The sequence below is a fragment of the Glycomyces amatae genome, from assembly GCF_020991375.1.
Taxonomy (GTDB): Bacteria; Actinomycetota; Actinomycetes; order Mycobacteriales; family Micromonosporaceae; genus Glycomyces; species Glycomyces amatae.
Window position 1 is genome coordinate 466,658 of sequence record NZ_JAJLQZ010000002.1, and the last position, 14,268, is coordinate 480,925.

The following is a 14,268-nucleotide window of genomic DNA, read 5'->3' on the forward strand; positions in this document are numbered from 1 at the left end:
CCGGGACCCGGCCGGGCCCTCAGGCCCAGTCGAGGGACGCGCCGTTCGAGGCGATGACGTCGCGGTACCAGTGGGCGCTGCGCTTGAGGGTGCGCTCCTGCGTGTCGTAGTCGACCCGGACGAGGCCGAAGCGCTTGGAGTAGCCCTCGCCCCACTCGAAGTTGTCCAGCAGCGACCACACGAAGTAGCCGCGCAGGTCCACGCCCTTCTCGACGGCGCGGCCCGCCGCCCGCATGTAGCCGTCGAGGTACGCGACCCGGTCGGCGTCGTCCACCGCGCCGTCCGGGCCCACCGCGTCCTCGAAGGACGCGCCGCTCTCGGTGATGTAGACCGGCAGGTCCGTGTACTCGGCCGAGAGGCGCTCCAGGACGCGGCGCAGGCTGTCGGGGTTGATCTCCCAGCCGAACCCGGTCACCGGGTTCTGCGGCGGCAGGCTCCGGTTGCCCAGGTGCGGGTCGGCGGGGTCGGCCTCGACGGTGAAGCGGTGGTAGTGGTTGACGCCCACGAAGTCCAGGGGCGCGGCCACGGCCTCCATGTCGCCGGGGAGCACCGCGTCGAACGCGCCGGTGGGCGCGAAGTGGCGGAGCATGTCCTCGGGGTAGGCGCCGCGGAAGAGCGGGTCGAGGAAGAGGCGGTTGCCGCCGCCGTCCGACAGGCGCGCGGCCTCGACGTCCTCGGGCCGGTCGCTGGCGGCCTCGATGTCGGTCATGATGACCGCCGAGCCGACCTTGCCCGCGGGGGCGTGCTCGCGGATCGCGGCCACGGCGAGGCCGTGGGCGAGGTTGAGGTGGTGGGCCGCGCGCAGGGCGGCGGTGCGGTCGGTGCGGCCGGGGGCGTGGACGCCCGCGTGGTAGCCGAGGAAGGCCGCGCACCAAGCCTCGTTGATCGGGATCCACTCGTCCACGAGGTCGCCCAGGGCCTGCGCGGTGCGGGTCGCGTACTCGGCGAAGCGCTCGGCCGTGGCCCGCTCGGGCCAGCCGCCCTCGTCCTCCAGGACCTGGGGCAGGTCCCAGTGGTAGAGGGTCACCGCGGAGCGGATGCCCTTGGCGCGCAGGTCGGCCAGCTGCTCGCGGTAGAACGCGACGGCGGCCGGGTTGAGGTCGCCGCGGCCGGTCGGCTGGAGGCGCGCCCACGAGACCGACATGCGGTAGGCCTTGAGGCCGAGGCCGGCGGCGATGCCGAAGTCCTCGCGCCAGCGGTGGTAGTGGTCGCAGGCGACCTCGCCGGTGTCGCCGTCCTTGACCTTCCCCGGGGTCGCCGAGAAGGTGTCCCAGATGGACGGTCCGCGGCCGCCCTCGGCGGCGGCGCCCTCGATCTGGTAGGCCGCGGTCGACGCGCCCCAGAGGAAGTCCTCGGGGAACGGGCTGGTCGTGGTCATGGCGTTCGCTCCTTGCTGTGGTGGTTCGTTCGGCTCATTTGTCCACGCCGGTCACGACGATGCCCCGGACGAAGACCCGCTGCGCCGCGAGGAAGATCGCGACCGGCAGGGCCAGCGCCAGGATCGCGGCGGCCAGGATGAGGTGGGGCTCGGAGTTGTAGACGCCGCTGAAGTAGCTCAGGCCCACGCCGATCGGCACGATCTCGCGGTTCCCGGCGAGGTAGAGCAGCGGTTCGAAGAAGTCGTTCCAGGCGTAGAAGAAGTGGAACAGGCTCACCGCGGTCAGGGCCGGGAGCGCCTGCGGGACGATCACCCGCAGGAAGGTGCGGATCGGCCCGGCGCCGTCGATGCGGGCGGCCTCCTCGAGCTCCCGGGGGATGGTGAGGAAGTACTGGCGCAGCAGGAAGACGTTGAAGGCGTTGGCGAACAGCTGCGGGACGATGAGCGGCAGGTAGGTGCCGACCCAGCCCATCTGGAGGAACACCGCGTACTTGGGCACGAGGGTGACCGCCGGGGGCAGCAGGATCGTCGCCATGAGGAGTCCGAAGAGGAGGCCGCGGCCGGGGAAGCGGAAGCGCGCGAAGCCGTAGGCCACGACGGCGGAGGACACGACGGTGAACAGCATCGTGGTCAGCGCGTACATGAGCGTCCAGCCCATCAGGCGCAGGAAGTCGATGGTGTTCCAGGCCTCCTCGAAGTTGCCCCACTGGGGGTCGAGGCCGGTGACCGGTTCGAGGGTGCGCCAGCGGCCCTCCCAGTCGACGGTGCCCGCGCCGGGGTCCTCGGGGTCGACGAAGACGCTCGCCTCGCGGCCGGGCTCGACGAGGGCGAGCTCGCGGACCTCGCCGCCGGGCATGGGCACGGCGTAGACGTCGAGCTCCTCCCCCTCGTACTCGAAGGTGAGGGCGGAGACGGGGAGGATCGAGGCGTTCGGGTCGGAGACGCCGTCCTTGTCCTTGAGGGCGGTGGCGGCCCCGTACCCGAGGGGCATGAGGAAGACCGCGGCGAGCAGGAGCGCGCCGAGGGTGGTGCAGCCGGTGAGCAGGAGGCCTCGGCGCCGGCGGCGCACGGCGGCGTCAGTGTGCTTGACGTCGGTGGGCTTGGCGTCGGTGTTCACGATCGCTCCGTTCCGTAGTGGACCCAGTAGCGGGCGGTGCCGAACAGCAGGCCGGTGAGGACCGCGACGACGATGAAGATGAGCCAGGCCAGGGCCGCGCCGTAGCCCATGTTCCCGAAGACGAAGGCCTCCTGGTAGAAGTGCACGAGCAGGAACCTGCTCGCGCCGCCGGGGCGGCCGCTGGCGCCGAAGAGGACCCACGGCACCACGAAGTACTGGAGGACCAGGACCGAGCCGATCACCAGGTTGTAGAACATGACCGGTGAGAGCAGGGGCAGGGTGATGCTGCGCAGGCGGCGCCACCATCCGGCGCCGTCGATGGCGGCGGCCTCGTACAGCTCGGTGGGGATGCCCTGGAGTCCGGCGAGGTTGATGATCATCGAGTTGCCGATGCCCCACAGGCCGATGAAGCTGAAGGCGAACAGGACCAGCACCGGGTTGTCGAACCAGCGGATGCCGTCCGCGCCGGTGGCGTCGGCGCCGGTGAGGCCGATGAGCCTGTTGACCCAGCCGGTCTGCGGGTTGAGCACCTGCTGCCAGATGAGGATGCCCGCGACGAGCGGGATCATCGACGGCGCGAAGAACAGGAGCCGGAACAGGCCGGTGAACTTGAGGTGCTTCGAGTTCAGGAGCAGGGCCAGGCCGAGGGCCACGATGAGGCTCAGCGGCAGGAACAGCACGGTGAAGCGGAACGTCGCGGCGAGCGCGGTCCAGGTGTCGGGGTCGGACAGGGCCCGCTCCCAGTTGCTCCCCCCGGCGAAGGTGGTCGCGCCGGGGTCGGTGAGCTGGAAGTCGAGCACGGAGAAGACCAGCGAGGCGGCGATGGGGACGGCCCAGAAGAGGACGAACCCGATGATCCAGGGGCTGATGAACGCGTAGCCCCAGCGCGCCTCGCGGCGCGCCATCGGGCTGGCGGGGCGCCCCGGGCGCCTGCCGCGCCGCCGGAGGGCGAGCACCGCGTCGGTGAAGTCGGACATGGGAGGGCGGACCTTTCGGGAGGCACGGCGGCGGGGGTGCCGGGCGGGCGCGGGGGCGCCCGCCCGGCCGGGAGGAGCGGCGTCCTCGGCGACGCCGGGAGGCCGTGGATCGGTACCGGCGTCGAGGGCGGCCGCGGTGGGTGGCTCGGGTGCCGTCCCGCGGGCCCGGCCGGACCCGCGGGACGGGGCTAGGCGGCGTCGAAGACCGTCTGGAGTTCCGCCCGGAGCGATTCGAGCTCGGCCGGGATGTCGAGTCCGTCCTCCTGCGCGAAGCGGGTGCCGTACTCGGCGATGACCGCGTCGGCCTCCAGGAAGTTCGGCATGGCGCCCTCGTGCGAGGGGTTGTCCACGTAGGTCATGCCGTCGACGGCGACGTCCCAGTTGATGTCCCTGCCTTCGAAGTTCTCCGCGCCGACGCGGTCGAAGTAGCCGTCCTGGAGGCTGATGCGCGCGGGCATGCCGCCGTAGGTGGTGGTCAGCTCCTCGGCGGCGTCGCCGATGAGGTGGGTGAGGACCGTGAAGGCCTCTTCGGGGTGCTCGGTGTCCTTGGTGATCGAGAAGGTGTCGGCGTGGAGCTTCGCGGTGGTGGTGCCGTCGTAGGAGGGGACGGCGGCGGTGTCCCAGGCGCCCTCGAAGCCGGCCATGCAGCAGGTGGCGTACCACAGGTGGGTGTAGCCCATGGCGAGGTTGCCGGACTCGAACCACGAGCCCGCGTTGAGCATGTCCGAGTCGCCGTAGGGGCCGTTGGGGATGAAGTGGTCGCGCCACATGCCGTCGTAGTACCACTGCTGGGCCTCGGCCCAGTGCGCGGGGATCTGGGCGTCGCCCTCGGCGTCGACGAGGCTGCCGGAGCCGAAGAGGGTGGACTGGGCGCGGAGGTCGGCGAAGACGTTGCCGAAGCCGAACTGGACGATGTCCCCCGGGTCGAAGTCGGGGCTGGTGGCGTCGTTGCCCTCGGCGTCGACGGTGAGGCGCTTGGCGAGGTCCGTCATGGTCGCGATGTCCCAGGGCCGCTCGGTGCCGTCGGCGTCGACGTAGGGCGCGCCGTACTCCTGGGGCGGGTAGGGCAGCCCGGCCTCGTCGAACAGGTCGAGGTTGACGTACATGAAGGACGGGAAGACCGCGAACGGCAGGCCGATCTGGCCCTCCTCCTCGATCCGGTAGAAGTCGACCAGGGCCGGGTCGAAGTCGGCGAGGTCGTAGTCGTGCTCCTCGATGTAGGGGGTGAGGTCGAGCCAGTTGCCGGGGAAGGTGGAGCGGCCGCGGATGCCCATGGGGCCCACGATGTCCGGGGCGTCGCCGGTCGCGATCTGGGTGGAGAGGATGTTCGGGGCCTGGTCGGCGTCGACGATCTCCAGGACCAGTTCGATCTCGTCCTGGCTGGCGTTGAACGCCTCGACGACCGCCTCCTGCGCGGGGATGGTGGGGGCGTCGGAGCCCGCGCCCATCCCGACGAACCAGCGGATCTCGACGCGGTCGGAGGCGCTCGAGGCGCCGCCGCCGTCGAGGCACGCGGTGGCGAGGAGGGCGGCGGCGCCGCCCACGGCGATGGCGCGGAGGGCGTTGGGGCCGCGCCCGCGGAGGGGAGGTGTGGTCCTCATGGGATGCTCCTAGGTCCAGCAGCCGGCGGGGGCCGGCAGCTCGGGAGGGATATTCGGAAGGTTCCTTTGTGGTGGAACGAGGGTGTGGAGGGCGGTCGCCGATGCCGCGTCGGCGGCCGGTTCGATGCGGCCCGGTAGGGGTCGGAGGTAGGCTGGATCAGTCGTACACGACTTATTGATAAGACTTAGATTAAGTAGTCGAACTCATGCCGTCAATCTCCCCGGCGTAACGGCATGGTTCCGGACCGATAACGGACTGGTGGACAGATGGAAGCCCCAAGGCACAGGACCACGCGCGACCTCAAGCTCGGCAACCGCATGCGCCTGCTGCGGGCCCTCTACTTCGACGGCCCGCTGACCCGCCGCGACCTGGCCCCCGCCACCGACCTGAGCACCGCGACCATCTCGAACGTGACCGCCGGGCTCCTGGCAGACGGGGTGCTGCGCGAGGCCGGCAAGGTCGAGTCCGACGGCGGCAGGCCGCAGATCCTCCTGGAGGTCGACCCCGGCCACGCCCGGGTCGTCGGCGTCGACGTCGGCGAGACCCAGGTGCGCGTCGAGCTGCTGGACCTGAAGCTCGCCGAGCGCGCCCGCGCCCGCTACGCGCTCGCGCCCGGGCGGCACGACCCGGCCACCGTCATCGAGCACATCGTCGCGGGCGTCAAGGAGGTGCTCGCCGAGGCGGACGGCGCGCCCGTGCTCGGCGTCGGCGTCGGGATGCCCGGGATCGTCGAGTACGGCCCCGAGGGCGTCATCCACGCCAAGGCCTTCGGCTGGGACGCGGTCCCCTTGGGGCGGATGCTCATGGAGCGGCTCGACCCGCTGCCGGTCCACATCGAGAACGGCGCGATGACCATGGGGCAGGCCGAGCTGTGGTTCGGGGCCGGGCGCGGGGCCGACAACGCCGTCATCGCGCTCATCGGCTCCGGCGTCGGCTCCTGCGTCGTCGCCGGGGGCGCCCTCTACCGCGGCGCGGGGTCGAGCGCGGGCGAATGGGGCCACACCACGATGGCCGTCGCCGGGCGGCCCTGCCGGTGCGGCTGCCGCGGGTGCCTGGAGGCCTACGTGGGCGCCGAGGGCATCCTCGACCGGTACCTCGCCGCCGCGGGCGTCGTCGAGCTCACCGGCGAAGGCGAGGAGGCCGACCTGGAGCGGCTGCTCGACAGCGCCGCCCACTACAGCGCCTCCCTCAACAGTGCCTCCCACGACAGCGCCGCGAGCGGCGACCCCCGCGGGGCCGCCGCCGCCGCGGTCGTCGACGAGACCGTCGAGTACCTCGGCGCGGGCCTGGCGGACCTGCTCAACCTGTTCAACCCCGAGCTCATCGTCATCGGCGGCTGGGCCGGGCTCATGCTCGCGCACCGCAGGCTCGCCGACATCCAGGCCGCCGCCGGGTCCTACTCGCTCGGCCAGCCGTTCGCGACCGCCCGGATCGTCCCCGGCCTCCTCGGCCCCGACGCGGTCGCCAAGGGGGCCGCGACCCTCGTCATCGAGCGGTTCCTCAGCGGCTGAGGCCCGCCGGCGTCACCTTTGACGATTTCTTGACGGCCCCCGCCGCGAAACCGGGGAATGATGGTCCAGTGCCACGTGGACAACTGCGGATCTACCTCGGCGCCGCCCCCGGAGTCGGCAAGACCTTCGCCGCGCTCGAAGAGGCCCGCCGGCGGGCCGAGCGCGGCACCGACGTCGTGGTCGGCTTCGTCGAGACCCACGGCCGGCCCGCCACGGCGGCCCTCGTCGCCGGCCTGGAGACCGTCCCGCGCCGCACCGTCGAGTACCGCGGCGCGGTCTTCGAGGAGTTCGACGTCGACGCGGTGATCGCGCGGGCCCCCGCCGTCGCGCTGGTGGACGAGCTCGCGCACGCCAACGTGCCCGGCTCGCGCCACGAGAAGCGCTGGCAGGACGTGGACGAGCTGCTCGACGCCGGGATCGACGTCGTCTCCACGGTCAACGTGCAGCACCTCGAGTCCCTCAACGACGTCGTCGCCCAGATCACCGGGGTGCCGCAGCGCGAGACCGTCCCCGACGAAGTGGTGCGCCGCGCCGACCAGGTCGAGCTCGCCGACATCACCCCCGAGGCGCTGCGGCGGCGCATGGTCCACGGGAACGTCTACCCGCCCGAGAAGGTGGACGCGGCCCTGTCGAACTACTTCCGGGTCGGCAACCTCACCGCCCTGCGCGAGATCGCGCTGCTGTGGCTGGCCGACAAGGTCGAGGACCAGCTGGAGCGGTACCGCGAGGACCAGCACATCACCGCCATGTGGGAGTCGAGGGAGCGCGTGGTCGTGGCCCTGTCGGGCGGCGACGAGGGCGACACGCTCGTCCGCCGGGCCGCGCGCATCGCCGCCCGCTCGGGCGGCGCGGACCTCAAGGCCGTGCACGTGGCCTCCGGCGACGGGCTCGCCGGCGCCCGGTCCGCCCGCAACCTCGCCCGCCAGCAGGGCCTGGTGGAGGACCTCGGCGGCTCGTACCACCAGGTGGTGGGCGACTCGATCCCCGAGGCGCTCCTGGAGTTCGCGCGCGGGGTCAACGCGACGCAGCTGGTCCTGGGGGCCTCGCGGCGGGGCCGGTTCGCGCAGATGCTCTCGCGCGGCGTGGGCGTGACGACCACGGCGCGGTCGGGGAGGATCGACGTGCACCTGGTCAGCCACGAGCGGGTCGCGGCCGTCAAGCGGGTCCGCTCGGGCCGGGGCCTGATCGACGCGACGCGGCGGCGCCTGGGGATCGTCCTGGCGGTCCTCGGCGTCCCGGCGCTCGTGGCGGTGCTCATCCCCTTCCACGAGGGGCTGTCGCTGACGACGATGATCCTCATCGTCCTGACCGCGGTCATGGCGCTGACGCTCACCGGCGGCATGTGGCCGGCGCTCCTGGGGGCGCTGCTGGGGTTCTTCCTGCTCAACTACTTCTTCGCCACGCCCTACTACCAGTTCAAGATCCACGACCGGGAGCAGCTCATCGCGCTGGTCGTCTTCGTGGCGCTCGCGCTGGGCGGGGCGGGCGTGGTGAACCTGTCGGCGGCGCGGGCGCGGCTGGCGGCGCGGGCCAGCGCGGAGGCGCAGACCCTGGCGACCCTGGCGGGCAACGTGCTGCGCGGCGGGAACCGCCTGGCGGACCTGCTGGAGCAGCTGCGGGAGACGTTCGCGCTGGAGTCGGTGACGCTCCTGGAGCGGACCGAGCCGGGGGCGGGCCCGGCCGAGCGGCACGACCCGAAGGTGTGGCGGGCGGTGGCGTGCGCGGGCGAGGCGTGCGGGAGCCCCGGCACGGCCGAGAACGACCTGCCGATCAACGACGACCTGGCCCTGGCGCTGCGGGGGCACACCCTGGAGGCGGCGGACCGGCGCATCGCGCAGGCGTTCGCGATGCACGCGGCGGCGGCCCTGGAGCAGGAGCGCCTGGAGCGCCAGGCCGCCGCGGTGCAGCGGCTGACGGACACCGACAAGATGCGGACGGCGCTGCTGGCGGCGGTCTCGCACGACCTGCGCACGCCGCTGGCGTCGGTGCGGGTGGCGGTGACGAGCCTGCGGTCCACCGGGGAGCTGTTCACGCCCGCGGAGCGGACGGAGCTGCTGGAGTCGGCCGAGACGTCGCTGTCGCGGCTGACGGGGCTGGTGGACAACCTGCTGGACATGAGCCGCCTCCAGGCGGGGGTGCTGGGCGCGAACCCGGTGCCGATCGCGCTGGACGAGGCGGTGCCCACCGCGCTGGACGAGATCGGCGAGTCGGCGGCCGACGTGCGGCTGGACGTGGCGCCGGACCTGCCGGAGGTCGCGGCCGACCCGGGGCTGCTCCAGCGGATCCTGGTGAACGTCATCGCGAACGCGCTGCGGTTCAGCCCCGCGGAGCGGCCGTCGCGGGTGACGGCCGGGGCGCGCGGCGAAGTGGTGGAGCTGCGGGTGGTCGACCGCGGCCCGGGCGTGCCCGACGAGGACCGCGAGACGATGTTCACGCCGTTCCAGCGGCTCGGGGACCGCGACAACACCACCGGCGTGGGGCTGGGCCTGGCGCTGTCGCGGGGCCTGGCCGAGGCGATGGGCGGCTCGCTGCTCCCGGAGGCGACGCCGGGCGGGGGCCTGACGATGGTGCTGGCGCTGCCGCGCGCGGACGCGGGCCGAGGCGATGGCGGGCATGGAGAGGAGGCGGCGTGATCAAGGTGCTGGTGGTGGACGACGAGCCGCAGATCGCGCGGGCGCTGCGGATCAACCTGGCGGCGCACGGGTACGAGGTGGGCACGGCGGCGGACGGGGCGCAGGCGCTCAGGGCGGCGGCGGCGATCGTCCCGGACCTGGTGGTGCTCGACCTGGGGCTGCCGGACATGGACGGGACCGAGGTGATCGCGGGGCTGCGGGGCTGGACGAAGGCGCCCATCCTGGTGCTGTCGGGCCGGGCCGCGAGCGCGGAGAAGATCGCGGCGCTCGACGCGGGCGCGGACGACTACGTGACCAAGCCGTTCGACATCGGGGAGCTGCTGGCGCGGGTGCGGGCGGCGACGCGGCGCAGCGGGCCGGGCGCGGACTCGCCGGTGACCGAGATCGGCGGGGCCACGGTGGACCTGGCGGCGCGGGAGGTGCACCGCGGCGGCGAGGAGGTGCGCCTGACGCCCACGGAGTGGCAGCTGCTGGAGGTGCTGCTGCGCAACCCCGGCAAGCTGGTGGGCCAGCGCGAGCTGCTGCACCGGGTGTGGGGCCCGAACTACGACCGGGAGACGAACTACCTACGCCAGTACATGGCGCAGCTGCGCAAGAAGCTGGAGGAGGACCCGGCCCGTCCGGTGCACCTGCTCACCGAACCGGGCATGGGCTACCGCTTCCGGCCGTGAGGCGAGCGGCGAAGCCCTTGCGGCGCAGGGGAACGGCGCCGCTCGCAAGGCCGCGGAGACGGCGCCGTCAGGGCAGGCGCGCCCGGCGTCGCGCAGCGCTTGCGGCTCAGGGGGACGGCGCCGCCTTCGGGCGGACCGCTCCCGGACGCGCCCGGCGTCGCGGCACCGCGCTCAGCGGAGGCGGGCGGTGTGGGTGGCGCCGCGGGAGCCGCCGACGGCGACGGTGAGCTGCGGTCGGTCGCCGGGGACGGCGGTGACGGTGTCGTCGGCCTCGATCAGCTCCGCTGCGGCGTGAGGGAGTTCGATCGTGACGGTCTCGGCGGTGCGGCCGGGGTCGGCGACCGCGACGGCGATGCCCTCGTCGGTCCGCTGGACCAGGACCGAGGCCGGGCCGTCGCAGGCCAGTCCCCCGGCCTCGCCCGCCTGCCAGAAGTGGGCGGCGACGAGGCCGAGCGGCTCGGACGCGACCGCCTGCACGGTGGCGGTGTTGGCGAGGACGGTGGCGGCGGGGTCGGCGGCCCAGGCCGCGGTCGCCTCCTCGCTCGCCTTGGGCAGCAGGGTGTACGCGTAGGCGGCGCCCGTGGGCGAGATGCCGTGGTCGTACCAGAGGGTGGCATACCAGCGGGTGCGCGGTTCGGTGTCGCCGCCGCCGGTGGTGGGCCCCTGCTCGATGTCGTTCCATGCGCCCGAGCGCGCCTCGCGCGCAACGCGCAGGCCCGGCGATCCGGAGGGGAAGACGTAGCCGGCCACGCCCGGCAGGTGGGCCCAGCGGGCGCCCTCGATCACGGTGGCCAGGTCGCCGTCGCCGGCGGGGGCGACGCCGTCCACGGTGATGCGGCGGTCGCCGTCGGCGTGCCGGTTTCGGTGCTCCACAGTGGTCTGGACGGAGCGGCCATCGTAGGCGGTGATGTCCGCGCCGAGCGCGGTGATCGCGTCGCCGAGGACGAACCAGGCCTTCTTGGCGCGCAGTGAGGAACCCTCGGCCATGAGGTCCATGGCGGCGACGGCGTGGCGGTCCGCCAGGACGGCGCCGCCGGCGACGTCGTTGGGGGGCAGGTGGACCGCGCCCTCGGCGTCGGTGCGCGGGACGCGTGCGCGGGTGTCCACGGTGGTCCCCGGGAGCCGGTAGGGGTCGGCGGTGGGCCAGAACTCGTCGCTGAACTGCACGGGGTCCTCAGGGAGGTAGAGGTACGACATCCCGTCGCCGGTGTACCAGCCTCGCAGGTTCTCGCCGTTGCCCGACTCGTAGGCCGCGACCCGGTTGGAGGACATCGACAGGGCCCAGGACCAGCCGGGACGGCGCACCACGAGGCGGTCCATCCCGGCGAACACGCGGGTGCCGTCGAGCCGGGGGGCGGCCTCGACGGACGCGTCGGCCAGCACGGCCTTGACACGCCGGATGCCGGCGACCCCGGCCCGCCCGAAGTACGGCAGGTCCTCCGCCGAACGCTCGATCCAGCCCTTGACGAGGGCGCTCCAGCGGCCGCGGTAGTCCTCCGGAGCGGCCTCGGCCAGCTGGAGAACGGCGCTGACGAGGTCGACGGCCTGGTGGAAGTCCCGCGTGCCGGGCCGGGCGATGCTGCGGCCCCGCACGCAGTCCATGAGGAGGCCGTCCTCCATGAACGGCGCGAAGGCGCGCTCCACGGTGTCGAACAGGACCGGCAGGTCGGGGTCGTCGACCTCGCCGGCGGACCCGTCGAGCAGCGCGACCGCGAGGCCGACCGAGTCGAGCAGGCCGGTGCCGTAGGCGCCGGTGTAGGGCACGGAGCCGTGCTGGACGAACGAGCCGTCGGGGTGGAAGCCGTCGCCCTCCTCGACGGTGCGGAACAGGCTGTGCTCGCCGCCGTTCGCGGCGTCCGAGAGCCCGTCCCGGGCGAGGCGGAGCTTGTCGGCGTCCCCCCCGATGATGCCGCGCAGAGCGAGGATCGCGGCCTTGTCGGCGCGGTTGGCGCCGGTCTCGCTCTCCTCGGGGGCGGTGAGGCGCACGTCGGCGTCGGGGCACCACCGATCGACGGTGTCGAGGTAGTGGGCCAGGTGGGCGGTGGGGATCTGGTCGTACAAGAGCACGCAGGCGCGCATGAGCGCGCCGGGGGAGCCGATCTCCCACCAGTACCAGTTGCCGGTCCGCTCGGCGTCCGCGTTGAAGGCCTCCCGGTGCAGGAAGGCGAGCGCGTCCGTCACGTCGTCGGCGAGCGCGCCGTCCCCGTACTGGTCGGCGCCGGGGGTGGCCCAGGCGAGCGCGAGGCGCAGCAGCCGATGGTAAGCGGTGTTGAAACCGGCGGGGTCCCCGACGGGTCCGAGGTCGGGCCAGAGGACGGCGCGGCCCTCGCCGCGGTCCATGGAGTCCCAGAACACGGTCGCGGCGTCGGAGAGGGAGCCGAGGGCGGTGGCGTAGTCCTCGTCGCCGGGGTCGGCGGCGCCGCCGGTGATGAGCGCGCGGGCACGGTCGACCAGGGAGGGGAAGGGGACCCCGCCGCCGGGGCGGGTCAGGGTGCCGCTCGTGTCCCCGCGGCCCATCGCGAGCAGGGCGGTGACGAGGGCCGCTCCGGACAGACCGGCGCCGCCGCCGATGAGCAGGCGCCGGGTCAAGGAGGTCGTGCGAGGCGGCATCCGTGTCCAAATCAGGCGGAGGGAGGGTCGCGCCCATAGTAGCCGCGTTCGACGCACGTGCCGGGTCTCGAACGCCCGCCGGTGACGCGGCGCTCTCCCGCGGGCCGGTCAGGCGCGGCGGGGGCCTTCGGTGACGAGGTCGTCGGCCCGGGTGCGGCCCCGGGTCACGAAGGACTCGGTGAACGCCTCGACCACGGCCGCGATCTCCGGGTCGGCCTGGGCGTCGCGGGCGGCCCGGAAGCAGGCGGCGGCCGCGCGGGCGATCGGCGCGTCCTGGAGGGCGGCGGTGGCGGCGCGGAGGTAGAGGTCGGCGGCGCTCGCGTTGCGCCACAGCGGTTCGAGGGCTTCGCGGGCGGCCGCGTTCGCGGCCGGGTCGTCGAAGAGCGCGGCGGCCACGGCGACGGGGGCGACCCAGTCGCGGCCGGGCTGGGCGTCGATCATGCGCAGCTCGAGATAGGCGCCCCGGGGCCGCACCGGCGGGAAGAGCGTCGAGAGGTGGTAGTCGAGGTCGTCCGGCGCGGGCGGGCGCGGGCCGGCGCCGCGGATCCAGCCGCGGAAGGTGAGGCCGCGCGGGACGGTCCAGCGGCCGGGGCCGCGGATGGCCATGACGCGGGCGTCGAGGGCGTACCGGGCCCAGGCCTCGCGCGGGTCCCCCTGCGGGTCGGTGAGGTGCGAGACCGCGCGGGAGCGGCTGTGGTCGATCGCGGCCCACACGTGCTGGCGGGTCGAGCGCCACAGGCTCGGTTCGCCGCGGCGCAGCGGGGAGTTGGCGAAGGCGGCGATGAGGACGGGGGCGAGGCGGTGGGCGAGGTCCCAGCGCTCGGCGAGGCCGCCCGGTCCGGGGCCGTCGTCGCCGGTGTCGAGGCAGACCTGGACGGAGGCGGTGTTGGCCATCATCCAGCGCCCGGCGCGGCCGTCCTGGTCGAACAGCTCCTCCATGGCCTGGTAGCGCGGGCTGCGCAGGACCCTGCGCGGCAGGCGGATCGGGTCGAGGCCGAGGCCGAGGAGTTCGAGGCCCTCGTCGCCGAGGGCGGCCGCGACGCGGGCCCGGTCGGCTTCGAGGTCGTCGAAGCACTCGCGGACGGTGGTCCTGGGGAGGGTGCTCAGCTCGAGGGCCCCGCCGGGTTCGAAGCTGAGCCGGGTCCGCCGCGGCAGGGCGCCGCGGACGCCGAGCACGGCCTTGAGCGACTCGGGGTCGACGCGGCGGCGGCGGTCGGCGATACCGGTGACCAGCCATTCGACCTCGGCTCCGATCCGCGCGGGCGCGGTGGGGCGGAAGCCTTCGGCGGCGATGCGGTCGAAGGCCTCGTCCTCGCTGAGGGGGGCGGCGGTGCGGTCGCGGAGCGAGGCGTCGGACATGCGGACCTCCGAGTCGGTGCCGTCATTATTCCTATTTAATCAATAGGATATGTAGAGCTTACGGCTCCCGCCCGCGGCGCGCAAGCGCATCGCGGCGCACCGGCGCGGCCTCCGCTGTCAATTCCCCGACAGCGACCGGGAAGTCCCGGTTCGGCGGGCGCGCGCACTTGAATCATACTTAAAAGATAGGATATAGTTCGGGCGTGAACCGCATCGGCGAAGAGGCGGCGCCGCACTGGACGAAGCGGCGCCACATCGACTTCGCGCGCATCGACTCGGCCCTGTGTCGCCCGGGCGGCGCCGTCCGCGCCGACGCGATCCGCTGAGCCCCCGAGGCCGTCGATCGCGCCCGGCAGCGCATCCGACCGCGCCGCCCGCTCCGGACTCCCACCCGACACCGAACGCGAAGG

Annotated in this window: 10 protein-coding genes; 4 read left to right on the top strand and 6 right to left on the bottom strand. The window is 73.6% G+C overall.

Annotated features, from left to right (window positions below; all coding sequences use genetic code 11):
• Nucleotides 1-19 precede the first annotated feature (19 nt).
• From LO763_RS05055 to LO763_RS05070, 4 genes are all read right to left on the bottom strand, one after another.
• The gene (locus tag LO763_RS05055) at nucleotides 20-1,378 is read right to left on the bottom strand and encodes a GH1 family beta-glucosidase (RefSeq protein WP_230600859.1); all 1,359 of its coding nucleotides are present in this window, start codon (nucleotides 1,376-1,378) and stop codon (nucleotides 20-22) included.
• A 34-nt stretch (nucleotides 1,379-1,412) separates the two neighbouring features.
• On the bottom strand, nucleotides 1,413-2,495 hold the full coding sequence (locus LO763_RS29600) for a carbohydrate ABC transporter permease (protein ID WP_230600860.1): 1,083 nt from the start codon (nucleotides 2,493-2,495) through the stop codon (nucleotides 1,413-1,415).
• A complete protein-coding gene (locus tag LO763_RS05065) occupies nucleotides 2,492-3,472 on the bottom strand; it encodes a carbohydrate ABC transporter permease (protein ID WP_230600861.1) in 981 nt (326 codons plus the stop codon). The genes LO763_RS29600 and LO763_RS05065 overlap by 4 nt, the downstream gene beginning before the upstream one ends.
• 188 nt (nucleotides 3,473-3,660) lie before the next feature.
• Complete coding sequence (locus tag LO763_RS05070) at nucleotides 3,661-5,073, bottom strand: ABC transporter substrate-binding protein (protein ID WP_230600862.1); 1,413 nt, start codon at nucleotides 5,071-5,073, stop codon at nucleotides 3,661-3,663.
• Nucleotides 5,074-5,340: 267 nt separating this feature from the next.
• Here LO763_RS05070 and LO763_RS05075 point away from each other — a divergent pair, with 267 nt between their 5' ends.
• From LO763_RS05075 to LO763_RS05085, 3 genes are all read left to right on the top strand, one after another.
• Nucleotides 5,341-6,585 (top strand): ROK family transcriptional regulator, encoded by a 1,245-nt coding sequence (locus LO763_RS05075; RefSeq protein WP_230600863.1) that lies wholly within the window; start codon nucleotides 5,341-5,343, stop codon nucleotides 6,583-6,585.
• A gap of 68 nt (nucleotides 6,586-6,653) precedes the next feature.
• Nucleotides 6,654-9,218 (top strand): sensor histidine kinase, encoded by a 2,565-nt coding sequence (locus tag LO763_RS05080; RefSeq protein ID WP_230600864.1) that lies wholly within the window; start codon nucleotides 6,654-6,656, stop codon nucleotides 9,216-9,218.
• Complete coding sequence (locus LO763_RS05085) at nucleotides 9,215-9,889, top strand: response regulator (protein WP_230600865.1); 675 nt, start codon at nucleotides 9,215-9,217, stop codon at nucleotides 9,887-9,889. Before LO763_RS05080 ends, LO763_RS05085 begins: the two co-directional genes overlap by 4 nt.
• Nucleotides 9,890-10,060: 171 nt before the next feature.
• Here the strand turns inward: LO763_RS05085 and LO763_RS05090 are convergent, their stop codons facing one another.
• Together LO763_RS05090 and egtA are read right to left on the bottom strand one after the other, a co-directional pair.
• The gene (locus LO763_RS05090; protein ID WP_230600866.1) at nucleotides 10,061-12,478 is read right to left on the bottom strand and encodes a polysaccharide lyase 8 family protein; all 2,418 of its coding nucleotides are present in this window, start codon (nucleotides 12,476-12,478) and stop codon (nucleotides 10,061-10,063) included.
• A gap of 129 nt (nucleotides 12,479-12,607) precedes the next feature.
• The gene (egtA, locus tag LO763_RS05095) at nucleotides 12,608-13,858 is read right to left on the bottom strand and encodes an ergothioneine biosynthesis glutamate--cysteine ligase EgtA (protein WP_230600867.1); all 1,251 of its coding nucleotides are present in this window, start codon (nucleotides 13,856-13,858) and stop codon (nucleotides 12,608-12,610) included.
• A gap of 203 nt (nucleotides 13,859-14,061) precedes the next feature.
• Between egtA and LO763_RS28745 the strand changes: the two genes are divergently transcribed.
• Nucleotides 14,062-14,184 (top strand): hypothetical protein, encoded by a 123-nt coding sequence (locus LO763_RS28745; protein WP_255671710.1) that lies wholly within the window; start codon nucleotides 14,062-14,064, stop codon nucleotides 14,182-14,184.
• Nucleotides 14,185-14,268: the final 84 nt, after the last annotated feature.